This window comes from Acetobacter sp. AAB5 (assembly GCF_050106715.1).
GTDB lineage: Bacteria > Pseudomonadota > Alphaproteobacteria > Acetobacterales > Acetobacteraceae > Acetobacter > Acetobacter oryzifermentans.
Genome location: NZ_JBNIEW010000001.1, coordinates 132,641 through 158,683, shown reverse-complemented (window position 1 = coordinate 158,683; position 26,043 = coordinate 132,641). Strand labels below are relative to the sequence as shown.

General features: G+C 54.4%; 26 protein-coding genes. 19 read left to right on the top strand and 7 right to left on the bottom strand.

Translation table 11 applies throughout. The annotated features are described in order from the left end of the window. Positions 1 to 5: 5 nt before the first annotated feature. From ACP7IZ_RS00760 to ACP7IZ_RS00735, 6 genes are read left to right on the top strand one after another with little or no spacing between them, the layout of a single operon-like run. A complete protein-coding gene (locus ACP7IZ_RS00760; protein WP_006115218.1) occupies positions 6 to 1,226 on the top strand; it encodes a D-alanyl-D-alanine carboxypeptidase family protein in 1,221 nt (406 codons plus the stop codon). A 3-nt stretch (positions 1,227 to 1,229) separates the two neighbouring features. Beyond that, on the top strand, positions 1,230 to 1,874 hold the full coding sequence (gene tmk / locus ACP7IZ_RS00755; protein WP_426847459.1) for a dTMP kinase: 645 nt from the start codon (positions 1,230 to 1,232) through the stop codon (positions 1,872 to 1,874). Between the two features lie 4 nt (positions 1,875 to 1,878). Continuing rightward, positions 1,879 to 2,823, top strand: a complete 945-nt coding sequence (locus ACP7IZ_RS00750) for a DNA polymerase III subunit delta' (protein ID WP_426847458.1) — start codon at positions 1,879 to 1,881, stop codon at positions 2,821 to 2,823. Then, entirely contained in the window at positions 2,820 to 4,358 is a 1,539-nt protein-coding gene (gene metG, locus ACP7IZ_RS00745; RefSeq protein WP_426847457.1) for a methionine--tRNA ligase, read from the top strand. Before ACP7IZ_RS00750 ends, metG begins: the two co-directional genes overlap by 4 nt. Beyond that, positions 4,358 to 5,170, top strand: a complete 813-nt coding sequence (locus ACP7IZ_RS00740; RefSeq protein ID WP_426847456.1) for a TatD family hydrolase — start codon at positions 4,358 to 4,360, stop codon at positions 5,168 to 5,170. The genes metG and ACP7IZ_RS00740 overlap by 1 nt, the downstream gene beginning before the upstream one ends. A 31-nt stretch (positions 5,171 to 5,201) precedes the next feature. Beyond that, positions 5,202 to 5,996, top strand: a complete 795-nt coding sequence (locus ACP7IZ_RS00735; protein ID WP_426847455.1) for an MBL fold metallo-hydrolase — start codon at positions 5,202 to 5,204, stop codon at positions 5,994 to 5,996. A 59-nt stretch (positions 5,997 to 6,055) separates the two neighbouring features. On the opposite strand, the gene ACP7IZ_RS00730 is transcribed toward ACP7IZ_RS00735, so the two are convergent. After that, positions 6,056 to 6,934 carry a universal stress protein gene (locus tag ACP7IZ_RS00730; protein ID WP_426847454.1) on the bottom strand — a complete coding sequence of 293 codons (879 nt, stop codon included), beginning with the start codon at positions 6,932 to 6,934 and terminating at the stop codon, positions 6,056 to 6,058. A gap of 53 nt (positions 6,935 to 6,987) precedes the next feature. Beyond that, positions 6,988 to 7,626: a pyridoxamine 5'-phosphate oxidase gene (gene pdxH, locus ACP7IZ_RS00725; protein ID WP_035351439.1), complete on the bottom strand. Its 639-nt coding sequence runs from the start codon at positions 7,624 to 7,626 to the stop codon at positions 6,988 to 6,990. Between the two features lie 187 nt (positions 7,627 to 7,813). Between pdxH and fabI the strand changes: the two genes are divergently transcribed. Together fabI and aroC are read left to right on the top strand one after the other, a co-directional pair. Continuing rightward, positions 7,814 to 8,653, top strand: coding sequence for an enoyl-ACP reductase FabI (gene fabI, locus ACP7IZ_RS00720; RefSeq protein WP_003623523.1), 840 nt, complete (start codon positions 7,814 to 7,816; stop codon positions 8,651 to 8,653). 9 nt (positions 8,654 to 8,662) lie between these two features. Continuing rightward, positions 8,663 to 9,733 (top strand): chorismate synthase, encoded by a 1,071-nt coding sequence (gene aroC, locus ACP7IZ_RS00715; protein ID WP_426847453.1) that lies wholly within the window; start codon positions 8,663 to 8,665, stop codon positions 9,731 to 9,733. 16 nt (positions 9,734 to 9,749) lie between these two features. On the opposite strand, the gene ACP7IZ_RS00710 is transcribed toward aroC, so the two are convergent. Further along, complete coding sequence (locus tag ACP7IZ_RS00710) at positions 9,750 to 10,184, bottom strand: OsmC family protein (RefSeq protein ID WP_426847452.1); 435 nt, start codon at positions 10,182 to 10,184, stop codon at positions 9,750 to 9,752. 288 nt (positions 10,185 to 10,472) lie between these two features. On the opposite strand from ACP7IZ_RS00710, the gene ACP7IZ_RS00705 reads away from it, so the two are divergent. Beyond that, positions 10,473 to 11,972: a malate:quinone oxidoreductase gene (locus ACP7IZ_RS00705; RefSeq protein ID WP_426847451.1), complete on the top strand. Its 1,500-nt coding sequence runs from the start codon at positions 10,473 to 10,475 to the stop codon at positions 11,970 to 11,972. 48 nt (positions 11,973 to 12,020) lie between these two features. Here ACP7IZ_RS00705 and ACP7IZ_RS00700 read toward each other — a convergent pair whose 3' ends face one another. Genes ACP7IZ_RS00700 through bioB form a run of 4 tightly spaced genes read right to left on the bottom strand, consistent with a single transcriptional unit; the run spans position 12,021 to position 14,969 of the window. Then, a complete protein-coding gene (locus tag ACP7IZ_RS00700) occupies positions 12,021 to 12,569 on the bottom strand; it encodes a 6-pyruvoyl trahydropterin synthase family protein (protein WP_426847450.1) in 549 nt (182 codons plus the stop codon). Next, positions 12,562 to 13,302 carry a 7-cyano-7-deazaguanine synthase QueC gene (gene queC, locus ACP7IZ_RS00695; RefSeq protein ID WP_426847449.1) on the bottom strand — a complete coding sequence of 247 codons (741 nt, stop codon included), beginning with the start codon at positions 13,300 to 13,302 and terminating at the stop codon, positions 12,562 to 12,564. The genes ACP7IZ_RS00700 and queC overlap by 8 nt, the downstream gene beginning before the upstream one ends. A 2-nt stretch (positions 13,303 to 13,304) precedes the next feature. Then, positions 13,305 to 13,955 (bottom strand): 7-carboxy-7-deazaguanine synthase, encoded by a 651-nt coding sequence (queE, locus tag ACP7IZ_RS00690; RefSeq protein ID WP_426847448.1) that lies wholly within the window; start codon positions 13,953 to 13,955, stop codon positions 13,305 to 13,307. A 3-nt stretch (positions 13,956 to 13,958) separates the two neighbouring features. Further along, positions 13,959 to 14,969: a biotin synthase BioB gene (bioB, locus tag ACP7IZ_RS00685; RefSeq protein WP_035351428.1), complete on the bottom strand. Its 1,011-nt coding sequence runs from the start codon at positions 14,967 to 14,969 to the stop codon at positions 13,959 to 13,961. Positions 14,970 to 15,138: 169 nt separating this feature from the next. On the opposite strand from bioB, the gene ACP7IZ_RS00680 reads away from it, so the two are divergent. From ACP7IZ_RS00680 to ACP7IZ_RS00635, 10 genes are all read left to right on the top strand, one after another. After that, positions 15,139 to 15,414, top strand: coding sequence for a putative hemolysin (locus ACP7IZ_RS00680; protein ID WP_426847446.1), 276 nt, complete (start codon positions 15,139 to 15,141; stop codon positions 15,412 to 15,414). Between the two features lie 322 nt (positions 15,415 to 15,736). Beyond that, positions 15,737 to 16,501 carry a phosphoadenylyl-sulfate reductase gene (locus ACP7IZ_RS00675; protein ID WP_426847445.1) on the top strand — a complete coding sequence of 255 codons (765 nt, stop codon included), beginning with the start codon at positions 15,737 to 15,739 and terminating at the stop codon, positions 16,499 to 16,501. 64 nt (positions 16,502 to 16,565) lie between these two features. Continuing rightward, entirely contained in the window at positions 16,566 to 17,360 is a 795-nt protein-coding gene (cysD, locus tag ACP7IZ_RS00670; protein ID WP_003628792.1) for a sulfate adenylyltransferase subunit CysD, read from the top strand. 28 nt (positions 17,361 to 17,388) lie between these two features. After that, positions 17,389 to 19,269, top strand: coding sequence for an adenylyl-sulfate kinase (gene cysC, locus ACP7IZ_RS00665; RefSeq protein WP_426847444.1), 1,881 nt, complete (start codon positions 17,389 to 17,391; stop codon positions 19,267 to 19,269). Between the two features lie 193 nt (positions 19,270 to 19,462). Next, the gene (locus ACP7IZ_RS00660; RefSeq protein ID WP_426847443.1) at positions 19,463 to 19,804 is read left to right on the top strand and encodes a DUF2849 domain-containing protein; all 342 of its coding nucleotides are present in this window, start codon (positions 19,463 to 19,465) and stop codon (positions 19,802 to 19,804) included. 33 nt (positions 19,805 to 19,837) lie between these two features. Then, complete coding sequence (locus ACP7IZ_RS00655; RefSeq protein WP_426847442.1) at positions 19,838 to 21,529, top strand: nitrite/sulfite reductase; 1,692 nt, start codon at positions 19,838 to 19,840, stop codon at positions 21,527 to 21,529. After that, entirely contained in the window at positions 21,516 to 22,004 is a 489-nt protein-coding gene (locus tag ACP7IZ_RS00650) for a DUF934 domain-containing protein (RefSeq protein ID WP_426847441.1), read from the top strand. Before ACP7IZ_RS00655 ends, ACP7IZ_RS00650 begins: the two co-directional genes overlap by 14 nt. A gap of 15 nt (positions 22,005 to 22,019) precedes the next feature. Further along, complete coding sequence (locus tag ACP7IZ_RS00645) at positions 22,020 to 24,044, top strand: glycosyltransferase N-terminal domain-containing protein (protein ID WP_426847440.1); 2,025 nt, start codon at positions 22,020 to 22,022, stop codon at positions 24,042 to 24,044. Further along, positions 24,038 to 25,033 (top strand): tetraacyldisaccharide 4'-kinase, encoded by a 996-nt coding sequence (lpxK, locus tag ACP7IZ_RS00640; RefSeq protein WP_426847439.1) that lies wholly within the window; start codon positions 24,038 to 24,040, stop codon positions 25,031 to 25,033. Before ACP7IZ_RS00645 ends, lpxK begins: the two co-directional genes overlap by 7 nt. Next, complete coding sequence (locus ACP7IZ_RS00635) at positions 25,030 to 25,953, top strand: lysophospholipid acyltransferase family protein (RefSeq protein ID WP_426847438.1); 924 nt, start codon at positions 25,030 to 25,032, stop codon at positions 25,951 to 25,953. The genes lpxK and ACP7IZ_RS00635 overlap by 4 nt, the downstream gene beginning before the upstream one ends. The last annotated feature ends 90 nt before the right edge of the window (positions 25,954 to 26,043 follow it).

Genomic DNA, 26,043 nt, shown 5'->3' with positions numbered 1-26,043 from the left:
GAAAAATGTTGCAGACTCGACGGTTCTTACTCGCAGGGGGCGCTGCCCTTTTCTCTGGTGCCTATGCGCTTGATGCCATGGCACGGCCTCGCCACCACGGCGCGGCGGCCAAAGGTGCAACACCTGCGGCGGCCCAGCCTGCTGTGCCGGGGGCGGATACACCCGCCACTACGCCCGTGGGGCCGGTGGATACACAGGCACGCTGGGCCTGCATTCTGGATTACAATAGCGGTGCCACACTGCTTGAGAAAAATGCAGATGAGCGCATGCCCCCATCATCCCTTACCAAGATGATGACGGCGTACGTTACATTTGGCATGCTCAAATCTGGCCGCCTGAAGCTGGATCAGATGCTGCCTGTAAGTGAACGCGCATGGCGCATGCAGGGTTCACGCATGTTTGTGCCCTTGGGGCAAAGCGTAAGTGTGCAGGATCTTATTCAGGGCATGGTGATCCAGTCCGGTAACGATGCCTGTATTGTGATTGCAGAAGGCATTTCCGGCTCGGAAGAACAGTTTGTTGCGTTGATGAACGACACAGCCACCAAACTGGGGCTCACCAACTCGCACTTCATGAACGCAACCGGCTGGCCAGCAGAAAACCATTACATGTCTGCGCGAGATGTAGCCTATCTGGCGCTGCGTTTGATTCATGATTTTCCGGAATATTATCATTTCTTCTCGGAAAAAGAGTTTCTGTTTAACAAAATCAGGCAGGAAAACCGGAACTCTCTGGTGGTTAAAGGTTTGGCCGATGGCTTAAAAACCGGCCACACAGATGCAGGTGGGTTTGGCCTGTGCGCTTCTTCCGAGCGCGAAGGGCGGCGTGTTGTGCTGGCTGTGAACGGGCTGCCTTCATCCGCAGCACGTGGGCGGGAAGCTGAACGTCTGATGGGCTGGGCTTTCGCCAATTTTGAAACCGCGCAAATTGTCAGCAAAGGCGATGTGCTGGAACAGGCTCCTGTATGGATGGGTGTAACCCAGACAGTGCCGCTGGTGGCTGCGCAGGATTTCAAGATTCTGCTGCCACATGGCTGGCGTAACGGCACACATCTGGCGCTGGACTACAATGGCCCGATTATTGCGCCTGTGCAGGCCGGGCAGGTTGTAGGCCAACTTACAGTGTCTTTGCCCGGTGGGCGGCAGGCCAGTATTCCGGTGCAAGCCGGGCAGAGCGTGCCTGCACTCAGCTTTTTGGGGCGGGCTGCACGTCGGCTGCACCTCTGATTCATGGCTTGTGGCATGTTTATAACGCTGGAAGGCGCAGAAGGGGTGGGAAAATCCACCCAGCTGCGGCTTTTGAAGGAAAAGCTGGAAGCGCAAGGCCAGAAGGTTCTGGCCACGCGTGAACCGGGCGGTTCTGCTGGTGCGGAAGATCTGCGCCAGCTTTTGTTGTTTGGTAAAAATCCGCTTTCTGCCCGGGCGGAAATTCTGACACATTTTGCCGCACGGTATGATCATGTTGATCAGGTTATTCTGCCCGCTCTCAAGGCTGGGCAGATTGTGCTGTGTGATCGCTTTACCGATTCCACCTTGGCGTATCAGGGATATGGGCGCGCCAATGGTGATCCGGCTCTTTTAAGCCTGATTGCAACTCTGCAAAAGCAACTCGGTTTGCAGCCAGATATAACCTTTCTGTTGCAAGCGCCACGCGCCGTTTCCCGCCAACGTCTGGCTGCGCGTGGTGCGCCAACAGACAGGTATGAGCAGGCGGATGAGGATTTTCATGCGCGTTTGGCAGATGGGTTTGCGCATATTGCCAAGGCAGAGCCGCAGCGGGTGGTTGTGGTGGATACCTCCGTTCATTCAGCAGAGCAGGTAAACGCTCAGATTCTGAAAGATATCCAGACCCGTCTGGCCCATGCCGAGGGCTGAGAACGTGCAGGAACCACGTCTGGCATCTTTGCAGTTGCGGGGGCATCAGGCTGCGTTGCAGGCATTTCGGCAGGCCATGCAGGGTGGGCGCTTGCCCCATGCATGGTTGATTACAGGCCCACCGGGTATTGGTAAGGCCACGTTTGCGTTCCGGCTGGCGCGTATATTGCTGGGCGGAGAGGATGAACTTAGCCCCGCTGGGCGGCGTGTTTCTGCCGCCACGCATGCAGATTTGCTGGTGGTTGCCCGCGGGTTTGATGAAAAACGCCAGAAATACCGCAGCGAGATTGTAGCGGATGATGTGCGGCCCATTAACTCCTTTTTGCGGCGCACGGCGGCAGAAGGTGGGTGGCGTGTTGTCATTGTAGATGGCGCGGAATGGATGAACCGTAGCGCAGCCAATGCTGTGCTGAAAATTCTGGAAGAACCACCGCCAGCTACGGTATTGTTGTTAACCTGTTCCGCTCCAGGGCGGCTTTTGCCCACTATTCGTAGCCGATGCCGTAAACTGGAACTTGCACCGCTGGATGCGGCAGATATGTCTGCCGTGCTGCATACGCAGGCTCCGGAAGCTTCGGATACAGAAATACAGCGCGTTATGGCAGAAGCCCACGGCGCGCCGGGGCGTGCTCTGGCGTTGCTGGCAGATAAGGGTGGTGAAATTGCCGGCCTTGTGCACGAAGTGGTGCAGGGCATTACGCCATTACGCAGCTATGAGGTTGCAGAAACCATTTTACGCAGGGATTATGGTTTCAGTCTGTTTTTCAGCCTGTTATCAGACACACTCCAGATGCAAGCCCGTCAGGCGGCGCGGCAGGGAAACCCGCAATGTGTGGCCCTGGCCAACGCGTGGGAAGCCACCATGCGCAAGCACGCCGAGACGGAACGCTTTAATCTGGATAAACAGGAAGCCCTGCTTGAAGCTATGACGATTGCGAGCCGAGAATGACCCGTCGTTTCTATGTAACTACGCCCATCTATTACGTGAACGGAGCGCCCCATATCGGCCACGCTTACACGTCTATTGCTGCGGATGTGATGGCCCGCTTTCATCGTCTGGCAGGGGATGAGGTCTTCTTTCTGACAGGCACGGATGAGCACGGCCAGAAGGTAGAGCAGGCTGCGCAGGCCAATGGCACAGATGCCAAAAGCTTTGCGGATAAGGTTTCTGCCGATTTCCGCAACATGGCCGATGCCATGAACATCTCGTATGATGATTTCATCCGCACGACAGAGCCGCGCCATATTACCAGCACGCAGGCATTGTGGAAAAAAGTGGCGGATAACGGGGCCATTTATCTGGGCGCGTATGAGGGCTGGTATGCTCTGCGTGATGAATGCTTCTACGGTGAAGATGAACTGGTGCCCGGCCCAGATGGCAAAAAAGTTGCTCCCACAGGCGCACCGGTAGAATGGGTGAAGGAACCCTCTTACTTCTTCAAGCTGTCTGAATATCAGGATCGGCTGTTGGAGCTGTATGAAAGTAATCCGGATTTTCTGGGCCCTCATGGTGCGCGGAATGAGATTGTAAGCTTTGTTAAGCAGGGCCTGCGCGATCTTTCCATCAGCCGTACCAGCTTTAAGTGGGGCATTCCTGTTCCGGGTGATGATAAGCACGTTATGTATGTGTGGTTTGATGCACTCGCCAATTACCTGAGCGCGCTGGGCTATCCGGATACCTCTGCCCCGCGTATGGCGTTCTGGCCTGCCAATCTGCATCTGGTTGGCAAGGATATTGCACGCTTCCATGCCGTTTATTGGCCTGCCTTCCTTATGGCTGCTGGTATTGAGCTGCCACGCAAGGTGTTTGCCAACGGCTGGTGGACCATTGAAGGCCAGAAGATGAGCAAATCTCTGGGCAATGTGGTGGACCCGCGTGATCTGGTTAAAGAATTCGGGCTGGATGCTGTGCGCTTCTTCCTGCTGCGCGAAGTGCCTTTTGGCGGGGATAGTGATCTTTCTCGCAAGGCGCTGATTATGCGCAATAATGTGGAATTGGCGAATGATCTGGGCAATCTGGCCCAGCGTACGCTTTCCCTTGTAGCGCGTAACTGCGGCGGTGTTCTGCCAGAACGCCGTACGCTGACAGAAGAAGATACCCATCTGCTAGGGCAGGTGATGGTGCTGCCCGATCTGCTGAAATCTCAGATCGAGCGGTGTGCGCTTACAGATGCGCTGGAAGATGTGTGGAAGGTGATCCGCGCCTGCAACGCGTATATTGACCATCAGGCCCCGTGGGCGCTGCGCAAAACAGACCCAGAACGCATGAAGGACGTGCTGCGTGTGTTGGTAGATGCCCTGCGCGGTATTGCCACCATGCTCCAGCCGTTCATGCCGCAGAGCATGGAACGCATGTTGGACCAGCTTGCTGTTACGGCAGAAGAACGCAGCTTTGCCGCGCTGGAAACACCATTGCCCGGTGGGCGTCAGCTTCCGGCGCCACAGGGCATTTTCCCCCGTTATGTTGAGCCAGAACAGGCATAATGATGACAGAGGACAGTACAAAGCTGGCAGGGCTGATAGATTCTCACTGCCATCTTGATCATTTCTCAGCCGAGGAAATGCCAGAACTGCTTGAGGCCGCTAAGGATGCGGGCTTGGGCGGTATGGTCACTATTGGTACCCGCTTGGCCCGTGCGCCAGAACAAAAGGCGCTGGCCAAGTTGGATACACCAGACATGCGCGTATGGTGCACCGTTGGCACGCATCCGGACCATGTGGAGGAAGAACCTCTTCCTACCGTTGCGGATATTGTGGCCATTGCAGATGTGCCCGAAGTGATAGGCATTGGTGAAACCGGGCTGGATTACTTCCACGGCAAGGAAGATGTGCGCCCGCTCCAGCATGAGTATTTTCGCCAGCATATTCGCGCAGCGCGGGAACTGGATGTGCCGGTTATCATCCATGCTCGTCAGGCAGATGAGGATGTGGCCAGTATTTTAGAGGAAGAACATGCAAAAGGGGCTTTTCCCATTTTGTTGCATTGTTTTGCCTCTGGCCCAGAACTGGCGCAGCGCGTGGTCAATCTGGGCGGATATGTTAGTTTTTCCGGCATCGCCACATTCCCGAAATGCGATGAGATACGGGCTGTTGCGCGGGATATTCCGGTAGACCGCATTGTGGTGGAAACGGATTCTCCCTATCTCGCGCCTGTGCCAAAGCGGGGTAAGCGTAATCAGCCTGCTTTTGTGGCGCACACGGCAGCCCGGATTGCGCAGGAACGTGGCATGGAACTGCCTGATTTCACCCGTATGACCACAGAAAATTTTTACCGGTTATTCCGCAAAGCCGTGTGATGGTTGCCGAGAAAAAGCGGAGTAAGCGGGTATGAAAGTTACAGTTCTGGGGTGTGGTGGGTCCGCCGGTGTGCCTATGGTGGGCGGGGCCGATGGCCATGGAATCTGGGGCGCGTGTAACCCGAAGGAGCCTCGGAATACCCGCACTCGTTCTTCCATTTTGCTGCGGTTAAAAAACGGTGCTGGCGTATTGGTGGATACGGGGCCAGATTTGCGCGCCCAGCTTCTGGCAAATGGCATTAAGGATTTTCAGTCCATTATCTTTACCCATGCCCATGCGGACCATATTTCCGGGCTGGATGAAGTGCGCGCCATTAACCGCGTAATTCAAAAGCCACTACATGCTTACGGTGCAGCGGAAACGCTGGAAGATATTCAGCGGCGGTTTGATTATGTGTTCAAACCGTGGACACCCCCAAACTTCTTCCGTGCTGTGGTGCAGGCGCACCCGGTAGAAATGGGGCAACCGATTACCATAAGCGGCACGGAATTTACCTTGTTCGATCAGGTACACGGGCGTGTTGGGTCAACAGGCGTGCGTTGTGGCGGCTTTGTTTACAGCACGGATGTTATGGAGTTTCCCGAAGCATCTCTAGACATTCTGCGTGGGGTGGATACGTGGATGGTGGATTGCTTCCAACGGCAGCCTCATAGTGCACATGCTTGGTTGGAGCGGGTGTTGGAATGGCAGCAATCTTTTAATCCACGCCGCATGATACTCACCCATATGGGCCCGGATATGGATTGGCAGTGGATGCAGGATCATCTTCCCGCAGGTATAGAGCCCGCATGGGATGGCGCTGTGTTTGAAGTGGCTGATCCCTGAAATAAAAGGCACCAGAGGGCTTGCCAGTGTAAGCAAACCCTCTGTTTTGTGTTTGGGCCTTAGCGGCTCATCAGCACCGTAATGTCTGCATGTTCCAGCGTATAACGGGTTACACCGCCCAAAATAAGCTGGCGCAGACGAGAATGGGAGTAAGCGCCCATTGCCAGCATGTCGGCATCAAAGTCCTTACACGCGGCTTCCAGCCCTTTGCCCACATCGCGGTCCACGGGCGGGAATTCCACACAATCAGCCGTAATGCCGTGGATGGCCAGATAATCCACGACGTCCCGCGCAGTGGGGCCACGGCGCTGATAATCTCCACAATGCAGCACGCGCACAGCATCTGCTGTAAGCGCCCATGCCAGAGCACCGCGCAGCGCGGATGAGGCTTCTGCCGTGCCATTCCAGGCAATGCAAACGCGTTTAATAAGCCCTTTGGGCGGCGTGCGCGGGGCAATTACCACTGGGCGTCCGCTATCAAACAGAACGGCATGCAGGGTTTCGGAAGATGAGACAGCATCACCGGAATCCGGGTGCGGCACGAGTGTAAAGTCAGACAAGCGAGCCTGTGCAGGCACAATTTCACTTTCTGCGCCACGCATGATGTTGAAGCTGATTGTTGGTGCATCCATAGGGAAGGGGCCGCGTGGGGGCACAACCTGAATATCTGGATGCGCGGCCACAAAGCGTTCAAACAGAGCATGCACTTCATGCGCATGGCGTGCGCCTTCATGCTCGGCAGAGCGCATCAGGTCTTCCACCATGGCGCCGGAAAGGCCTTCACCAGCCAGTGGCGCCATTTCCCGCCCATCTGGGCGAATGTGCAGTACAGCCAAATGCGCGCCAAAGCGGCGGGCAAAGTTGTAGCCTCGGATAAGTGCGGCTTCAGCATTAGATGTGCTGGGAAGCGGCAGCAGAATTTTACGAACGTCTTTCATTCTTATTTTTCTCCGCTGTCTTTTAAAATAATGTGTTTCAAGTGGCTGTGCGCTTACGGATATAAACGCGTGACATCCCAATCGTTTCCATTGCGTGCCCATACGGCGCGATCATGCAAGCGGAAGCGCCGTTCCTGCCAGAACTCAAAATATTCTGGGTTTACCCGATAGCCAGACCAGTTGGCCGGGCGAGGGATTGGGTCTTGCGGGTATGTTTCTTCCACCTGCTTGAGGCGCTCTTCAAATATGGCGCGGTTTGCCAACGGGCGGGATTGATCCGAGGCCACGGCGCCAAGGCGGGAAACACGGCTCCGACTCGCAAAATACGCATCGGCTTCTTCCGGCGTTACGGGGGTAACGGCCCCTTCAATCCGAATCTGGCGGCGCTGGCTTTTCCAATGGAACAACAGGGCGACGTGCGGGTTTTCTTCCAGCTCACGCCCTTTGCGGCTGTGCATGTTGGTATAAAAAACAAACCCCCGATGGTCTGCCCCTTTTAACAGCACAATGCGGGCCGATGGCCTGCCATCTCGCGTAGCGGTGGCCAGCACCATGGCGTTGGGGTCGTTCACCTCTGTCTTTTCCGCCTCCTTCATCCATGTCTCAAACAGCGTAAACGGGTTGGCTGTCAGATCAATCAAAGGCTGACTGTCTAATGGGAGGGCCGCGGGAGAAGGTGAGGTTTCCGTCATGCTCGGACTCAATTCGTGTTCGTTTACCTAAAGCTACGGCATTGCAGCTTTGTGCCTGTTATCATACTCCTACGTTCACCGGGTTTGAAGCATGCGTGTCGCTTTGCTCTTGTTTCAATAGCGCGTGTATGCGACCAACCAGCTAACATTCGGATATTTGAACAACAGAAATAGGTTGAGGTCACGCATGTCTTCTCCCAACGCCACATTGCCTGCTCAGGGAACGCTCATGAAGGGCAAGAAGGGTCTGGTAATGGGTGTCGCTAATGATCGTTCCATTGCATGGGGCATTGCCTCCGCCGTTGCGGCACAGGGTGGGGAGCTTGCATTTACGTATCAGGGCGAAGCTCTGGGCAAGCGCGTGCAGCCTCTGGCAGAAAGCGTAGGCTCCAGCCTGGTTCTGCCCTGCGATGTGACAGATGATGCCGCCATTGATGCTGCTTTTGCCACCATTGAAAAAGAATGGGGTGAACTGGACTTTGTGGTGCACGCCATTGGCTGGGCAGATAAGCAGTTCCTGCGTGGGCGGTATGTTGATACCCCGCGTGAAGCGTTTTTGAAGGCGCTGGATATTTCCTGCTATTCCTTTACGGCTGTTGCGCAGCGCGCCTCCAAGCTGATGAAAAATGGTGGCTCTTTGCTTACCCTGAGCTATCTGGGTGCAGAACGTGTAATGCCGCATTATAACGTTATGGGTATTGCAAAAGCTGCGCTGGAAGCCTCGGTGCGTTATATGGCAACAGATCTGGGGCGTGATGGTATCCGTGTGAACGCCATTTCTGCCGGCCCGATCAAAACCCTTGCTGCCAATGGAATTGGGGATTTCCGCTACATTCTGAAGTGGAACCAGTACAACTCTCCGCTGGAACGCAATGTGGCGTTGGAAGAAGTGGGTGGCGCTGGCCTGTATATGGTGTCTGATCTTTCATCCGGCGTAACGGGTGAAGTGCACCATGTGGATTGCGGTTACCATGTTGTGGGCATGAAAAACCCAACTGCCCCTGATATTTCTGTAGCTGGGGACTGAGGGCGCACCGTGTCTTACAATACCTTCGGACAGCTTTTTCGTGTGACCACATGGGGTGAAAGCCACGGCCCAGCCATTGGCTGTGTTGTGGATGGGTGCCCGCCACGTCTGGCGTTAACAGAAGCGGATATTCAGCCGTTTTTGGATAAGCGTAAGCCGGGGCAATCCGCCTTTACCACACAGCGTAAAGAGCCGGATCAGGTGCGTATTCTGTCTGGCGTGTTCGAAGGGCAGACAACAGGCACGCCTATCTCTTTGATGATCGAAAACACAGATCAGCGCTCGCGCGATTATGGTGATATTGCCCGCACATATCGCCCCGGCCATGCTGATCTGACGTATGATCTTAAATACGGCATTCGTGATTATCGAGGGGGCGGCCGTTCCTCTGCGCGTGAAACGGCTTGCCGTGTGGCGGCTGGTGCTGTGGCGCGTAAGATTCTGGGCGAAGGCGTGCGTATTCGTGCGGCTTTGGTGCAGCTTGGCCCACATGATATCGACCGCACGCGGTGGGATTGGGAAGAGGTAAACCGTAACCCTTTTTTCTGCCCAGATGCCGGTGTGGTGGCGGAGTGGGAAGAATATCTTGCGGGCATTCGTAAGGCGGGTTCTTCTATTGGTGCCGTAATTGAAGTTGTAGCCGAAGGCGTGCCTGCCGGTTTGGGGGCCCCTGTTTATGGCAAGCTGGATTCAGATCTGGCTGCTGCTCTTATGAGCATTAACGCCGTAAAAGGTGTAGAAATTGGTGATGGCTTTGCTTCGGCATCCCTCACCGGGCAGGAAAATGCAGACCCATTATATATGCGAGATGGCAAGCTGACTTTTGGTGCCAACCACGCAGGCGGTATTTTGGGGGGTATTTCCAGCGGTCAGCCCATTGTGGCGCGTTTTGCTGTTAAGCCCACCAGCTCCATGCTCACGCCTGTTCCTTCCATCACCACCGATGGCAAGGAAACGGAAGTGATCACCAAAGGGCGGCATGATCCATGCGTGGGTATTCGTGCCGTGCCTGTGGGGGAAGCCATGATGGCCTGCGTATTGGCAGACCACCTGATGCGCCATCGGGCACAGGTGGGCTAAAAAGCCCACCTTACCTTTAGTCCAGCAAAGTGGCTTCCAAGGTAATGGAGGCCCCTTTGAACAGTTTGGAAACCGGGCAACCTTCCTTGGCTTTTGTGGCCAGTTTTTCAAACTGATCAGCCGTAGCCCCCGGAATACGCGCCTTAAGGGTGAGGTTAACTTTATCTATTTCAAACCCGCCATCCTTTTTATCTAGGCTGACATCTGCCCGCGTATCAATGGCAGAGGCGGTAAGGCCTGCTTCACCCAAAATAAGCGAAAAAGCCATGGAAAAGCAGGCTGCATGGGCAGCACCCAAAAGCTCTTCTGGGTTGGAGCCGGGTTTGCCTTCAAACCGGGTGTTAAAGCCGTAAGGTTGATCTTTTAAGGCGCCACTTTCGGTAGAAATTGTGCCTTTGCCTTCCTTAATAGTGCCTTCCCAATGGGCTGTGCCGTATTTGATAATGCTCATGTAAAAACCCTTCCATTTATGTGTGCATGCTAGAAAACCATTCTAACGGTTAGCAGCCCAAACGCCTTTCTGGGGGAATGGTTCAGGAAAAGCTGCCATGCTCTCGCAGAGATGAGCAGGCGAGAGCGCAACGATGTGCCTATAATGCTTTCCAGTTAAAAGGCCTGCCGCGCGCGCATACTTCTTTCTTGCATGCAAAAGAAGTTGGGGGCATGTGCAGGTATGGATCCAGCCCTGCCAGCATGTAAGGTGCAAAAGGCAAATACGGCTGACAATGCGGAGACCACGATGAGTTCCACCACGACCGATACCGCTTCTTCTGTTGATGTCGTCCTGATCGGTGGGGGCGTCATGAGCGCCACGCTGGGAACCCTGCTGCGGCAGCTTCAGCCGGAGTGGAGCATCAGTATTTTTGAACGCCTGGATAGCGTGGCGGAAGAAAGCTCCAACGCCTGGAATAATGCCGGCACAGGCCATTCCGCCTTGTGTGAATTAAATTACACACCACAGCAGGCCGATGGCAGCGTTGATATTAGCAAAGCCATTAACGTAAACGAGCAGTTTCAGGTTTCTCGCCAGTTCTGGACATATCTGGTTGAGCAGAACATTCTGGCTTCTGCGCGAGATTTCCTAACCCCCGTGCCGCATATGAGCTTTGTATGGGGGGATAAAAACGTGTCCTTCCTGCAAGCGCGTTACAAGGCGCTGAGTGCGCATCCGCTGTTTTCCGGCATGGAGTTTACGCAGGATCAGGCGCAGATTGCGCAGTGGGCACCGCTCATTATGCGTAACCGCCCTGCAGGGCAGAATTTGGCCGTTACCCGCAGCCTGCGTGGCACGGATGTAAACTTTGGTGCATTAACGCGCTTACTGTTTACCTATCTGGTGAGCACCCCGGCTTGCACACTGCATACAAAGCATGATGTGCATGATATTCGCCGGGGTTCAGATGGCCGCTGGATTATCAAGGTGCAGGATACGCGCCTGAATACCGAGCGTGAGGTTAAGGCGCGGTTTGTCTTTATTGGCGGGGGTGGCGGAGCCCTGCCACTGTTGCAGAAAACGGGTATTCCGGAATCTCGCGGTGTTGGCGGTTTTCCGGTAAGCGGCCAGTTCCTGCGCTGCACCAACCCGGATCTTATTGCTCAGCACCATGCCAAAATTTACGGCAAGGCTTCTGTTGGCGCGCCGCCCATGTCTGTTCCGCATTTGGATACACGCATGATAGACGGCACACCAGCACTGCTGTTTGGCCCATATGCGGGCTTTTCCACCCGGTTCCTGAAAAATGGTTCTCTGATGGATCTGCCGCGTTCCATTCGGGCGGGCAATATCAGCGCCATGCTGGCGGTAGCTCGTGATAACTGGCCGCTCACCAAGTATCTGATCGAACAGGTCATGCAGTCTCATAATGATCGGATCAAGGCGCTGCGTGACTTTATTCCCGATGCCCAAGCCAAGGATTGGGAACTGGTTGTGGCGGGCCAGCGTGTGCAGATTATCAAGAAAGACGCCAAAAAAGGTGGTGTTCTGCAATTTGGTACGGAAGTTATTTCCAGTGCAGATGGATCTGTGGCCGCTCTTCTGGGGGCTTCTCCGGGGGCATCTACCGCAGCCCCAATTATGCTGACAGTGCTGAAGAAGTGCTTTGCCAGCAAGCTGCCAGAGTGGGAAGGCAAGCTGAAGCAGATTATCCCATCTTACGGCCAGAAACTGGCAGATAATCCGGCACTGTGTGCACAGCTATTTGATAAAACCACCAGCGTTCTGGGGTTGAAGGAAGCCTGATATCGCAGAGAGCCTGCTTGTTATAAGGCAGGCTCTTGTTGCGTTTTATTAGATAAAGGTAACCGGGCTATCGGTGTCGGATATGCTCATATCCGCCCGGTTCCACCAACAATTTTCTGGCGGGCGTGGGGTAGGGATAAACTCCGCCGGATTGCCAGAAAAAGAGACCGTATTTGTGGGTGTTTCCTGAATACTCAGTTCAGAACACCACAAAACGCCGCCTTCTGCTGCCAGAAAGGCGTTTACCTTGGCCATAAGTAGGCAGACCATTAATTCTGTGGTGGGGTCTCCCGGCGTAATGACAATGCGGGCCGCACGGGCGGGCTCGTTGGTTTGAAACCATGCCAGCAGCGGATCATCTTCTGCAAGCTGCAAGGCATGATCCAGCTTTTCATCCACAAAGCGATGCCACGTGCTTTTGGCTTTCTGGAAGGATACCGGCATATTGCTTTTGCCATCCAGCGGCGCAAAAGATGTGGGTTTAAGGCGTACAGTCACAAACTCATTATGGCCGTGGGGCAGGGCGCAGCTTTCGCTCGCACCATGAATGAGCCGATGCCCCATAGAAAAACGGCGGGTAAAAACAAGATCAGGCATGAGTCTGTGCGCCTTTTTTATGGGCTACGTAGTCATCCCACCCAGATTTACGCAACTGACAAGCAGGGCAGGTGCCGCATCCATGCCCCCATGCATGCAATGTGCCGCGCTCTCCTAAATAACAGGTGTGGCTTTCTTTATTAATAAGCTCAACAAGCGGATGTCCGCCCAGTTCTTCTGCCAGTTCCCATGTCTCGGCTTTATCTAGCCACATCAAAGGTGTGTGCAGAACGTAGCGGGATTCCATACCAAGGTTGAGCGCAACCTGTAGAGCCTTGATGGTATCATCCCGGCAATCCGGGTATCCCGAATAATCGGTTTCGCACACACCTGTAACAATGTGCTTAATGCCGCGCCGTGCAGCCAGAGCAGCCGCAAAAGTTAGAAAAATAAGGTTCCGGCCTGGTACAAACGTATTGGGCAGGCCATTTTCCGCCATGCTGATTTCAGCATCTCGCGTTAAGGACGTTTCGGAAACCTCGCCCAGTGCGTGCAAGGGCAGGGGGTGGTCATCCCCCAAGCGGCTTGCCCATGCGGGATTCTGATTGGCAAGTCCTTGGCGAATACTGGCACGGCATTCCAGTTCAACCGCATGGCGTTGGCCGTAATCAAACCCCAGCGTTTCTACGCGCCCATAGCGTTCCAGCGCCCATGCCAGACAGGTTGCGGAATCTTGGCCACCAGAGAAAAGAACGAGGGCAGATTCCTGTTTATCACGGGCAGGAAGAGGCATGATTAAGGTATTCCGATAAGCTTGTGGGTCTGGAGCGAAAGCCCCCATAAAGGGTGTTCCAGACAGTATTCAATAGCAGCCTGCGTGTTGGCTGCCTGCTGTGGGCCATCCATAGGCTGAAGCCAGAAATGTTGGAAATCAAGATTTTCCAAAGTGGCTGGGTCAATGCCCGGCTGAGGGAATACGAGTTTTAGCTCGGTTCCTGCTTTTTGCACCAGTTCAGCCCCAGCTTTGGGGCTAATGCACAACCAGTCTATGCCTTTTGGGGCAGCTACTGTGCCATTGCTTTCCACCGCAATGGTAAAGCCTTGGGCGTGCATAGCATTTATCAGGGCAGTATCAAGCTGGAGCAGGGGTTCACCCCCCGTAAAAACAACCAGTTTTTGGCCAGTTGCTTTTACATCCTGCGTGGGCTGTGGCCAGAAACTGGCAATGGTTGCTGCCAGATCTGCTGCGTTTTCAAACTTGCCACCGTTTATGCCATCCGTGCCGATAAAATCGGTATCGCAAAACTGACAGGTGGCTGTAGCCCGATCTTCCTCCCGCCCAGACCATAGGTTGCAGCCCGTAAAGCGGCAGAAAACCGCCGCGCGGCCCGCTTGTCCGCCTTCACCCTGAAGGGTAAGGAAAATTTCTTTAACCGAATACGTCATGAATTATGCAGAAGGCAGGCCAATGCCTGTTGTGTGCATGCCAAGCTTATCCAGCAAAGCTCTGTCACGCGTGGCTTGTGGGTTAGGGGTGGTCAACAGGCGTTCACCATAGAAAATAGAGTTGGCACCGGCCAAAAAGCAGAGAGCTTGCGTTTCATCACTCATGTTTTCGCGGCCAGCGGCCAGGCGTACACGGCTTTTGGGCATGGTAATGCGGGCGGCGGCAATCATGCGCACAAAATCAAGCGGTTCCACTTCATCCGCTTTGGCCAGCGGCGTGCCTTCCACTTTGACCAACAGATTGATCGGCACGCTTTCAGGGTGTGCGGGCAGGGTGGCAAGTGCTGTAATCAGGCCCGCACGGTCTGTTTCATTTTCACCCAAGCCCACAATGCCGCCACAGCACACATTAATGCCCGCGTCTCGCACGTTGGAAAGTGTATCCAGCCGTTCCTGATAGGTGCGGGTGCTGATGATTTCTCCATAATATTCTGGCGAAGTATCCAGATTATGGTTGTAGTAATCCAGCCCGGCATCATGTAGTTTGTGGGCTTGCGTGTTATCCAGCATACCCAGTGTTACGCAGGTTTCCATGCCAAGCTGCTTTACGCCTTCAATCATGGCGCAAACGGTATCCAGATCGCGCTCCTTGGGAGAGCGCCACGCTGCCCCCATGCAAAAACGGCTGGCACCAGCGGCCTTGGCTTTTTTTGCCTCGGTTAATACGGCTTCCACTGCCATCAACTTGTCTGCCTTTACGCCTTGTTCATGCTTGGCGCTTTGGGGGCAGTAGGCGCAATCTTCCGGGCAGCCGCCGGTTTTAATGGAAAGCAGCGTGGAAATCTGGATTTCCGTGGGATCAAACGTAGCACGATGCAGCGTTTGCGCCCTGAACATCAGTTCAGGAAACGGCAGGTCAAGCAAGGCCTGAACTTCTGCGACCGTCCAATCATGGCGGACTTCCGAAGAGGATGAGACAGAAGAGTGAGCGAGCGGGGAAGAACCATCAGGCATGGAGTGCAAACCGAACCAGATTTATAGAGAAGGAAAGTGATTTATAGCCTTTTTATCGACGCAAGGCCAGTTTTCACGTTGCTTGTTAAAGACATATTCAGGGCTATACGCCATACTAAATGTTTATAATTCAGCTTGTCATGATGCGGCTGGAATGAAGGAGAACAAAATGTCTGCAAAAAAAGGCGTTTCCGGCGCGATCCTTGCTGTAGCAATCACCGGTCTTCTGGGTGGCTGCCATGATCAACATGAAGAAAATGCCAACCGTGCTGTGCGGCCGTTGCGGATGCCTAATCCGGCCGCAGTCTATTGTATTAAAAAAGGTGGCACGCTGAGCACCGAAAGCACAGACAAGGGGCAGATCAGCTACTGCCATCTGCCAGACGGCAGCGTGATGGAAGAATGGGAACTGTTCCGTAGGGACAATCCGATGCCTAAAAAGTAATGTGATCGATCGAACATGAATTTTGGCCTGATGCAGGGCGTTTTAACCCGTGAGGGGGCTTTGCATCGGGCATTTTGAGCGTTTTAGGCGGTAGGGTGGATCGATTTTAGGGTTTTAGGGCGCCAGAATGAGCGTGTGAAAGGACGTGGCGCTGATGTGATTGATGGGTCGGGATATTTTTCAAACGGCCATAAATTGTATAAGATATATTATGCCAACAAAATGGACTATAAAACATGAATGCATGAGGGATCGCGTATATAACTATTCATTATGATGGTTAATTGGGGAATGCGACCCTTGCGGCGTTGAATTTTGGGTTGTGAGTTCCTTATTATATCTGTATCACGTCGTTAATTACATTTTCTGTCATACGGGTTTGTGTGTAGTGACTGCTCTTTCTGATGATACAGCAACCATAGCAAAGCAGCTTGTGCCCATGCAGGAGAACCCTGTTCTTCTGCTGCGCAAGGCAAGTGAGCTTTTGGGTGACAGGTTGGCTGTCCTCTCCTCTTTTGGGGCGGAATCTGCGTTGCTTCTGGCAATGGTGGCAGAGGCTGATCCGGCCATGAAAGTGCTGTTTCTGAATACCGGAAAACACTTTCCACAAACCCTTGAATATCGGCGGAATTTAGCGGATTTTCTGCATCTTTCCAACGTTCAGGACATTGCGCCACAGCCCCAGCAGGTTGAAAATCGGGACCCTACGGGAGAATTGTGGGCGTTTGACCCCGATGCCTGCTGCGCCTTGCGTAAGGTAGAACCCCTAAAAGTGGCTTCTCTGCCCTATGAGGCACTGGTTACCGGGCGTAAACGTGGGCAGGCTGCCACAAGATCTACGCTGGAAATTGTGGAATTACGAGAAGATGGGCAGCTGCGGCTGAACCCTCTTGCATTTTGGAGTGCGGAAGACATCACGCAGGAAATGCAGCGCCGGGGGCTGCCTCCTCACCCGTTGGTGGCGGAAGGCTATCTTTCCATCGGCTGCGCCCCATGCACGCAACCAGTCAATGGTGATCAGGATGCACGGGCCGGACGTTGGGCCGGGTTGAACAAAACCGAATGCGGTATCCACATTAAACACTAACGGGTTCTGGCTGATTTTACCCTCAGCCACATTGTGTCATACACAGGGTTACGGAAACGGAAACATGGATCATCTTGATCAACTCGAAGCTCAGAGCGTTTTTATTCTGAGAGAAGCCTACAGAAAGCTCAAACCTCTGGCCATGCTGTGGTCTTTGGGTAAAGATTCCAATGTTATGGTCTGGCTGGCCAAAAAGGCGTTTCTGGGCCGGGTTCCCTTCCCTGTCATGCATGTTGATACCGGCAAGAAGTTCCCGGAAATGTACAAATTTCGGGATGAATACGCCAAAAAGTGGGATCTCAATCTGCTGTTGGGTGAGTGCCCACCGGTAGAGGATATGGACCCCTCCCTTCCGCCTGCCGCCCGTTCTGCTGCGCGTAAAACAGCAGGCCTTGCCGCTATGATCGAAAAGCATAAGTTACAGGGCGTTATTGCCGGTATCCGCCGTGATGAGCAGGGAACGCGCGCCAAGGAACGTGTTTTCAGCCCCCGTGGTGCCAGCCATAAGTGGGACATCCGCAATCAGCCGCCCGAATTCTGGGATCAGTACGCAACCCCGCACGAAGAAGGCATGCATATTCGTGTGCATCCGCTGCTGGCTTGGCGTGAAATTGATATCTGGCGTTATATCGAGCGTGAAGGCATTCCGCTGGTTGATCTGTATTTTTCCAAAAATGGCAAGCGCTATCGTTCCTTGGGTGATTCAGACATCACCTTCCCGGTAGAAAGCAATGCTTCCACCTTGGCGGAAGTGATTGAAGAGCTGGAAACAACCAAAACATCTGAACGCGCAGGCCGCGCAATGGATCATGAATCCGAAGATGCTTTTGAACGCCTGCGTGTGGCGGGTTACCTCTGATTACGGCGTGGACTGGAAATAAAATATCATGAGCGAAAAAATTTATTCATCTCAGGATGCCGCCACGCCAATCGTGATTGTGGGGCATGTTGACCACGGCAAATCCACCCTCATCGGGCGTTTGCTGCACGATACGGACAGCCTTCAGGATGGCAAGGTTGCCCAGATTATTGAATCGTCCAAAAAGCGCGGCCTGAAGATTGAGTGGAGCTTCCTGCTGGACTCCCTTCAGATCGAACGCGATCAGGGCGTAACTGTTGATTCCACCCGTATTCCGTTCCGCTTGGGGCAGCGCGAATTTGTGATTGTGGATGCACCAGGACACCGCCAGTTCCTGCGCAACATGATTACAGGTGCCGCCGATGCAGAAGCCGCAGTACTGGTGGTGGATGCACAGGAAGGTGCGCGTGAACAGACACGCCGCCATGCCATGCTGCTGCACCTTATCGGTATTCGCCACGTTATTGTGCTGCTGAACAAAGTGGATCTGCTTGATTTCGATCAGGCTAAGGTTGAGGCGGTCGAAAAATCCGTAACGGAACTGCTGAACAAGTTGGGGCTGGAAGCCGCCCTGTTTGTTCCAGCTTCTGCGCGTGATGGTGATAACATTGCCAGCCGCTCAGAACGCTCTCCGTGGTATAAAGGCCCCACGCTAACAGAAGCTCTGGCCAGCGTGCCCTCACCCGCTTCCCGCTCCGAGCTGGCGCTTCGCCTGCCTGTGCAGGATGTGTACCGTTTTGATAACACCCGTTATGTGGCGGGCCGTGTTGAGCGTGGCCGGGTGCGCGTGGGCGATACCGTTATTATCGGCACGCAGAAAACCCCTGCCCGCATTGCATCGATTGAAAGCTGGCATACAGCGCCGCATGTTTCTGCCTCTGCTGGGCAGTCCATCGCAGTCACGCTGGAACCAGACGTGATTCCTGATCGTGGGGATCTGCTGCATCATGCTGATGCACGTCCAATGGAAGCTTCCCGCGTGCGGGTGCGTCTGTTCTGGTTGCGTCAGGAGCCGCTGCGTGTGGGTGAGCATTTCCGCCTGCGTCTGGCTACGGCAGAACACGCCGTTACCGTTACCGCCATTGATAAAGTGGTGGATCTGGATGATCTGACAGAACATCCCGGCACGGAAGTTCCGCCCGAAGGCTTTGCAGAAATTGTGCTGTCTGCGGCAGAAAACATTCAGTTTGACCCGTTCACACCTGGCACAACGGATGGCCGTGGTGTGTTGGTTGACCGCCAGCAGCGTATTGTGGGTGGTGCACCCATTATTGGCCCAGCCAATATTGCAGATGGTGAAAAGGTTATTCATCCAAGCGCCAGCACCGTTACCGTGCAGGACCGTGAACGCGCCAAAGGCCATAAAGGCTCTGTGTTCTGGCTGACTGGCCTGTCTGGCTCTGGCAAAAGCACGCTGGCCCGTGCGGCAGAAACCCGTCTGTTTGCAGATGGTGTGGATGTAACAGTGCTGGATGGTGATACACTGCGCGCTGGTCTGTGCAAGGATCTGGGCTTCTCTGAAGCAGACCGGACCGAAAACGTACGCCGTGCCGCGGAAGTAGCCCGCCTGCTGCGTGATGCTGGTCAGGTTGTTATTGTGGCCTTGATCTCTCCTCTGCGTTCCGATCGTGATCTGGCCCGCCAGATTATTGGCGATGGGTTTGAGGAAGTGTTTGTAGATGCTGATCTGGGCACCTGTGAACAGCGTGACCCCAAGGGGCTGTATGCCGCAGCACGTGCAGGAAAAATCAGTGGCTTTACGGGTATTGATGCCCCGTATGAAGCCCCTGCCAAACCTGCCCTGCACCTGATAACAGGTAAGGATAGTGTAGAGGCTGCCACCAAAACGCTGGTGACTTTTGTGGAAGATACCGTGCGTAACAAAGCGGGTGCGCGCGCGCAGTCCTGATTGCGCTCTGGCTTGATAAGGCGGGTGTAAAATACCCGCCTTATTTCCCCTTGTAGGTGGTTGTTAAAAGCATATGTGTATTTTGAGGTGCCGGGGGTGCTTCAAGATACGTTGTTGATTCGTGGTATATTGATATTCTCGCATCTGTTGTGTAATTCTCAACCTGCACACGGGGGCAGAAAGGGATTAAGCGTTGGATCGGAGAAATAATCGGCGGGATGAACAAGGGCTGAGCGTTGTAACAGCCAACCGTCTGCTTGATGGGCGCATTGTGTGGTTGGATGCGCAAGGCAAATGGCAGCTTTTTATCCAGCATGCGCACCCTTTCCCCAATGCGGAAATGGAACAGATTCTGGCCCGCCAGAACGCAAAAGCGGCTGCGGATGAAGTGGTTGGGGTGTATGGTGTGCAGGTCGCGCAAACATCGTCTGGCCTGCTGCCCATAACCACGCGGGAGCGTATTCGTGCCCTTGGGCCAAGCGTTCATGCCGAATTCACACCTGCATGGCAGGCTGCGCAACACGCCAGCGCCTGATACCAGCAGAGCAAGACGGACACAGTTAAAGCCATGTCTTATTCCACCCAGCCTGCCCTTCCGGTTGGCCGTTACGCGTATGATGATGTTGATCGTACGTTTCTTAAGCAGCGTGTTGAGCAGTTTCGGGATCAGGTTCAGCGCCGTATCGCTGGGGAGCTGACCGAAGAAGAGTTCAAACCCCTGCGGTTAATGAACGGCCTGTACCTTCAGTTGCATGCTTATATGCTGCGTGTGGCCATTCCGTATGGCACGCTCAGTTCTTCCCAGATGCGCGCTTTGGCACATATCGCCCGAACGTATGACCGGGATTACGGGCACTTTACAACGCGGCAGAATATCCAGTTCAACTGGATCAAGCTGGAAGATACGCCAGATATTCTGAACGTGCTGGCCGATGCAGAAATGCACGCCATTCAAACAAGCGGTAACTGCATTCGTAACGTTACATCAGACCAGTTTGCTGGTGCTGCGGCGGATGAGGTTCTGGACCCGCGCGTGCATGCTGAAATTCTGCGTCAGTGGTCCACCCTGCACCCGGAATTTACGTTTCTGCCACGTAAGTTCAAGATTGCCATTTCCGGCAGCAAGCAAGATCGTGTTGCCGCGCGCTTTCATGATATCGGCCTGCTGGCCCGCAAGGGTGAAAATGGCCGTGCCGTGTTTGAAGTGTATGTTGGTGGTGGCTTGGGCCGTACCCCTATTGTGGGTGTAAAGCTGCGAGATGACCTGCCAGAAGAAGATCTGATTGCCTATCTGGAAGCCGTGCTGCGTGTTTATAATGAATACGGGCGGCGCGATAACATGTACAAAGCCCGTATTAAAATACTGGTGCAGGCTTTGGGCGCAGAAGCTTTTCTGGCTAAGGTGAACGCAGAATTTGCAGCTATGGATCGGGCGCGCTATCGCCTGCCACCAGAAATTGTTGCAGCCATTCAGGCCCGCTTTGGCACGCCGGAGTTTCAGTCAGAAAATGGCGCGGCTGATGCGCTGGCTGCTCAACAAAAAGCAGATGCGGTATTTGATACATGGGTGCGCACCAACACGCATGCCCACAAACAGCCGGGCTATGCATGCGTTACCATCTCCTGCAAGCCGGTTGGCGGTATTCCGGGAGATGTTACATCCGCCCAGATGGATCTGCTTGCTGACCTGGCGGATAAATACAGCTTTGGTGAACTGCGCATTACGCATTTGCAAAACGTGGTGTTAGGGCATGTGCGGCAGGATGCGCTGCATGAGCTGTGGCAGATCCTTAAAGCAAATGGGCTGGGCACGGCCAATATCGAGATGGTGACAGACATTATTGCCTGCCCCGGTCTGGATTATTGCGCGCTGGCTAATGCCCGTTCCATTCCCATTGCGCAAAAGCTGAGCGAACGCTTTGGCGATGCCACACTCCAGCAGGAAATTGGTAGCCTACGGCTGAATATCTCTGGCTGCATCAATGCCTGCGGGCATCATCATGCAGGCCATATTGGTATTCTGGGTGTTGATAAACGGGGTGAGGAAGCGTTCCAGATCACTCTGGGCGGCAGCGCGATGGAAGATGCCTCTGTTGGGCAGATTCTGGGTTCTGCACTTTCTGAAGATGAAACGGTTGATGCCGTGGCGCGCATCATAGATACATATCTGGCCCAGCGTGATGCCGGAGAACGGTTTATTGATACGTGCCGCCGCCTTGGCACAGCCCCCTTCAAGGATGCAGCTTATGCCCCTGTTTGAAAACGGCCAGATTATTGAAGACACATGGCTGATTGCACAGGATGATCAGCCTTTGCCGGAAGGTGATGTGCTGGTGCCGTTGGCGCGTTTGGCTGAAGGGCTGGGCCGTAATGGCAATGGGCGTTTGGGCGTTTTGCTCAAACAAGATGAGCAGGTGGAAAACCTTAAAACCGCCCTGCCCCGGCTTGATGTTGTGTGCCTCACATTCCCCATTTTCCGGGATGGTCGGGCATTCACGCAGGCACGTACCCTGCGCGAACATCTGCACTATGCGGGCAAAATCCGTGTAACTGGGCATTTCCTGCCCGATCAATACGAGTTTTTGCTGCGTTGCGGGGTTGATCAGGTGGTTATTCCTGAAGGCAGCAAACTTGATGTGTGGGAAAAAGCACATCATCGCTTTACCATCGCCTATCAGCCTTCTGTGTTGACCGAAAAGCCGGAAGGTTTTGCGTTCAGGAGATTTCTCTCCTAATCAGGCTGCGTGATTATGCTGCGCGCCCTGAAAACAGACTGTAAAATATTAGCCCGCAAGGCTGGCGTATGGAGTTTACGCCAGTACTTGGGGTTTGCACTTAAAACCACGCGCTGGACGTTTCGGGTAAACGAACAGGCGTGGCCGCTGTTAACCAGCCAGAATGGGCAAACGGCAGTTGTGGCTTTCTGGCACGAAGTGCTGCCCCTTACGCCTGCTTTATGGTGGTGGGCCGAGCCTCAGAACCCTCATATCCGCCTGCGTGTGCTGATAAGCCGCAACCGTGATGGCCGCATGATTGCAGATGTGGTGGCCCCGTGGCGTATCTGGTCCATTGCCGGATCATCAGATTCCAAGGGAAAAAACAAAGGTGGTGCTGCGGCGCTTAGGCGGATGCGTGCAAGCTTGCGCAATGCCACCCTTGTTGCCATCACGCCGGATGGGCCGCGTGGCCCGCGCAGACAGGCACAGCAGGGCACGCTGGCTCTTGCCAAGCTGGCGGGCAAACCCATTGTGCTGGTGGGTGCAACATGTACGGGCATACGGCTGAAAACATGGGATCGGATGATTTTTCCGCTGCCTTTTGGTCATGGCACTATGGCATGCGCTCCACCCATAGATATGCGGCGGCATAATCAGGAAGAAAGCAGCAGCGGCGAAACGTTTACCCAACAGTTGGAACATGCGCTGGATAATATGATGCACCTAGCGCAACAGCCTTCCAGCATGTCTTCTCCCGCAGGTTATTCGCAAGAAAAAGTAGCCCTTAGCCCACTTTCTCTTATGCCTTCGCGCGTGTGGCAGGTGGCAGCCTCTGTTCTTTCCCCCGCTTTGCCCTTTTTTCTGAGATGGCGACAAACCAAAGGAAAAGAAATTCCAGCCCGTGTGCGGGAAAAAATGGGTTTTCCTTCACAGCCTCGGGGTGGCGGAAATCTGGTTTGGTTCCATGCCGCCAGTGTGGGAGAAACCGTTTCCATCCTGCCGCTTGTTGCTGCGTGTTTGGCGCAAAAAGCTGATCTTCAGGTATTGGTCACAACAGGCACGGTAACGGCTGCACGTTTATTGGCGCAGCGCGTTGTAAATCCGCGCGTTGTACACCAGTTTATGCCCCTGGATGTGCCGCGTTGGGGTAAACGCTTTTTAGATTACTGGCAGCCAAAAGCCGCTGTTTTTACAGAAAGCGAATTGTGGCCCAACATGTTGGGGCTATGCCATACGCGTAATGTTCCTGTCGTGCTGGTTAATGGCCGCATGTCTGCATCTTCCTTTAAAGGATGGCAGCGTATGGGGCGTGTGGCGCGGCGCATGTTGGAGCGTTTTGCGTGGGTTTCTGCCCGCTCTGATGAAGATGCACAGCGGCTGCAACAACTGGGTGCCACCAAGCTGCTTGAAACGGGAGACCTAAAAACAGCCGCCCCGCCCTTGCCAGTAGATAAAGCCGAACTGGCACACCTGAAAGAACGTTTGGCAGGCCGCAGAATTTTTGCGGCGGTTTCCACGCATCCGGGTGAGGAGCAGCAGATTGCGCAGGCAGCCAAGCTTATCCGGCGTGATTATCCAGATGTGTTGGTGCTGGTTATTCCACGCCACCCAGAGCGTGGGGCAGATTTAAGCGTAATGCTGGGGTATGTGCCACGCCGTGGGGCTGGCCAGATTCCGACAGAAGATGATCTGCTTTGGGTGTGCGATACGTTGGGTGAGTTAGGGCTGTTTTTCCGTTTGGCGCCTTGCGTGTTTATTGGCAACAGCCTGCCCGGCGTGCTGGGCGGCGGCGGTGGGCATAATCCGTTCGAGCCTGCTCGGCTGGGATGTGCGATTGCATCTGGCCCATTGGTGCAGAACTTTACAGATGCCTTTCAGCACATGGCGGCAGGCGTTACGATTGTAAGCAACGCGCAGGAACTGGCTGTATGGGCGCGGGACATGTTCGCAAACCCTTCCAAGCGGCAACAACTGGCCGAGAATGTGCAGCACATTGCTACAGCCAACGCAGATCTGCCAGAACGTCTGGCCAAGCATATTCTAGCGCAAATATGGTAAAGCTGCGCCCGCCCGCATTTTGGAGCCAGCCTTCTGCAAAAATAAGGCCGCTCCTGTTATCTCCATTTGCGGGTATTGTAGCGGCAATAACGGCACGCAAGCAGCGCCAGCAGGGCTGGACTGCCCCGGTGCCCGTGCTGTGCTGCGGGAATATTTCTGTAGGTGGCGCAGGCAAAACCACAGTTGTATTGGATTTAGCTGCCCGCCTGCTCCGCCGTGGTAAAAAGCCCCACATTCTCACGCGAGGATACGGCGGACGCCTACGCACAACCACACAAGTAAACCCGGCACAACACACCGCGCAGGACGTGGGGGATGAACCCTTGCTGCTGGCACAGCTTTGCCCTGTATGGGTTGGCGCAGATCGTGCGGCTTCTGCCCATATGGCTGTGGCTAATGGCGCAGATTGCTTGTTGATGGATGATGGGTTTCAAAATCCATCCCTCCACAAAAATCTGTCCTTGCTGGTGGTGGATGGTGGCGTAGGCTTGGGCAATGGTTACGTATTGCCCGCCGGTCCGTTAAGAGAGCAGCCAGCACAGGCTTTTGCGCGTGCACAGGCCACAGTTTTGATCGGGCCAGATAAAACAGGATTTCTGGCGCGGTTTGGGCAAGTGGCACCACATGTTATGCAGGCAGAGCTTCAACAGTCCGATACTGTCAGCGCGTTACAAGGGCAGCGTTGCGTAGCGTTTGCGGGGCTGGGGCGGCCAGAAAAATTTTTTGAAGGGCTTAAAAACTGCAATGTCACATTAGCGCAGGCCGTAGCCTTTCCTGATCATTATTTTTATAAACAAAAGGATTTAAAGCGTCTGGCAGATATGGCTGTTTCTCTGCAGGCGTGTTTGGTGACAACCCCCAAGGATGCCGTGCGTTTGCCTGAATATTTCCGTCAGAAAGTAATTACCGTAGGGGTGGATCTGGTGTGGCAGAACCCAGCCGCGCCTGAGGCCTTGCTGGACCAGTTTTTGAATGGATCAGCAGGATGAGCAGCAAAGCCCTTACTGCCTCTTTGATGCAGGCAGAAGCTCTTTTAGCAAGTGGTCTGCTAAAGTTTCTTACATGGCTTGGCCCTTCTACCGCTTCCAATGTTGCCGGGCGTGTCTGCCGTTTTATTGGCCCTAAACTGCCGGTTTCTGGGGTGGCATATCGCAATCTGGAATTGGCTATGCCAGAGCTAAACCCTCAACAGCGCCGCCAGATTGTGCATGGTGTGTGGGAAAATCTGGGCCGCACGGTTGGGGAATTGCCTCATATAGCGGCCTTGCAGGAAAACACGCGCTCTGGCCCCGGTTTTGAGGTTCAGGGTGCAGAATATCTGGAAGAACAGGCCCGCAAAGGTGGATCTGTTCTGTTTGTGTCTGGCCATATCGGAAATTGGGAAATGCTGCCCCCCGGTGTTGCACGGCATGGCACGCCTTTTGCCTCCTTTTACCGCGCAGCAGGCAACCCGCTAATAGATGGCATGATCCGCCGTTTGCGTGATAAAGCCATGGGCAACACGCCTGTGCCGCTATTTGCCAAAGGCGCCAAAGGCGCGCGGGAGGCGCTTTCCTACGTCTCCAAGGGCGGCAGGCTGGGTATGCTGGTTGACCAGAAAATGAATGATGGCATCGAGGTCTCATTCTTCGGCCGCCCCGCTATGACAGCCCCTGCCCTTGCCGCTATGGCGCTGCGTTATCGCTGCCCGGTTATTCCCGGCTATGTAGAACGCCTTGGCCCAGCCCGGTTGCGTATTGTGGTTGAGCCACCGTTGGACCTGCCAGATACGGGAGACCGCAAGCAGGACCTACACATATTAGCGCAGATGATTAATGATCGCCTTGAAACATGGATAAGGCGCAAGCCAGAAAGCTGGCTGTGGTTACACCGGCGTTGGCCCAAGGAACTTTATAAGCGCAAGGCCTAGTTTTTTGGGCATGTGCATGCAAGGCATAGGCTGAATGCAGGCCTGCGCGCTCGTCTTGCTGCACGTAAAGGCGTATGATGCGCTCAGCCT

Excerpts from the sequence above, each read along its gene's own strand:
- ACP7IZ_RS00760 (WP_006115218.1), top strand. The coding sequence starts at position 6 with ATGTTGCAGACTCGACGGTTCTTACTCGCAGGGGGCGCTGCCCTTTTC.
- tmk (WP_426847459.1), top strand. The coding sequence starts at position 1,230 with ATGGCTTGTGGCATGTTTATAACGCTGGAAGGCGCAGAAGGGGTGGGA.
- metG (WP_426847457.1), top strand. The coding sequence starts at position 2,820 with ATGACCCGTCGTTTCTATGTAACTACGCCCATCTATTACGTGAACGGA.
- ACP7IZ_RS00740 (WP_426847456.1), top strand. The coding sequence starts at position 4,358 with ATGATGACAGAGGACAGTACAAAGCTGGCAGGGCTGATAGATTCTCAC.
- ACP7IZ_RS00735 (WP_426847455.1), top strand. The coding sequence starts at position 5,202 with ATGAAAGTTACAGTTCTGGGGTGTGGTGGGTCCGCCGGTGTGCCTATG.
- ACP7IZ_RS00730 (WP_426847454.1), bottom strand. The coding sequence starts at position 6,934 with ATGAAAGACGTTCGTAAAATTCTGCTGCCGCTTCCCAGCACATCTAAT.
- pdxH (WP_035351439.1), bottom strand. The coding sequence starts at position 7,626 with ATGACGGAAACCTCACCTTCTCCCGCGGCCCTCCCATTAGACAGTCAG.
- fabI (WP_003623523.1), top strand. The coding sequence starts at position 7,814 with ATGTCTTCTCCCAACGCCACATTGCCTGCTCAGGGAACGCTCATGAAG.
- ACP7IZ_RS00710 (WP_426847452.1), bottom strand. The coding sequence starts at position 10,184 with ATGAGCATTATCAAATACGGCACAGCCCATTGGGAAGGCACTATTAAG.
- ACP7IZ_RS00705 (WP_426847451.1), top strand. The coding sequence starts at position 10,473 with ATGAGTTCCACCACGACCGATACCGCTTCTTCTGTTGATGTCGTCCTG.
- ACP7IZ_RS00700 (WP_426847450.1), bottom strand. The coding sequence starts at position 12,569 with ATGCCTGATCTTGTTTTTACCCGCCGTTTTTCTATGGGGCATCGGCTC.
- queC (WP_426847449.1), bottom strand. The coding sequence starts at position 13,302 with ATGCCTCTTCCTGCCCGTGATAAACAGGAATCTGCCCTCGTTCTTTTC.
- queE (WP_426847448.1), bottom strand. The coding sequence starts at position 13,955 with ATGACGTATTCGGTTAAAGAAATTTTCCTTACCCTTCAGGGTGAAGGC.
- bioB (WP_035351428.1), bottom strand. The coding sequence starts at position 14,969 with ATGCCTGATGGTTCTTCCCCGCTCGCTCACTCTTCTGTCTCATCCTCT.
- ACP7IZ_RS00680 (WP_426847446.1), top strand. The coding sequence starts at position 15,139 with ATGTCTGCAAAAAAAGGCGTTTCCGGCGCGATCCTTGCTGTAGCAATC.
- cysD (WP_003628792.1), top strand. The coding sequence starts at position 16,566 with ATGGATCATCTTGATCAACTCGAAGCTCAGAGCGTTTTTATTCTGAGA.
- cysC (WP_426847444.1), top strand. The coding sequence starts at position 17,389 with ATGAGCGAAAAAATTTATTCATCTCAGGATGCCGCCACGCCAATCGTG.
- ACP7IZ_RS00655 (WP_426847442.1), top strand. The coding sequence starts at position 19,838 with ATGTCTTATTCCACCCAGCCTGCCCTTCCGGTTGGCCGTTACGCGTAT.
- ACP7IZ_RS00650 (WP_426847441.1), top strand. The coding sequence starts at position 21,516 with ATGCCCCTGTTTGAAAACGGCCAGATTATTGAAGACACATGGCTGATT.
- ACP7IZ_RS00645 (WP_426847440.1), top strand. The coding sequence starts at position 22,020 with ATGCTGCGCGCCCTGAAAACAGACTGTAAAATATTAGCCCGCAAGGCT.
- lpxK (WP_426847439.1), top strand. The coding sequence starts at position 24,038 with ATGGTAAAGCTGCGCCCGCCCGCATTTTGGAGCCAGCCTTCTGCAAAA.
- ACP7IZ_RS00635 (WP_426847438.1), top strand. The coding sequence starts at position 25,030 with ATGAGCAGCAAAGCCCTTACTGCCTCTTTGATGCAGGCAGAAGCTCTT.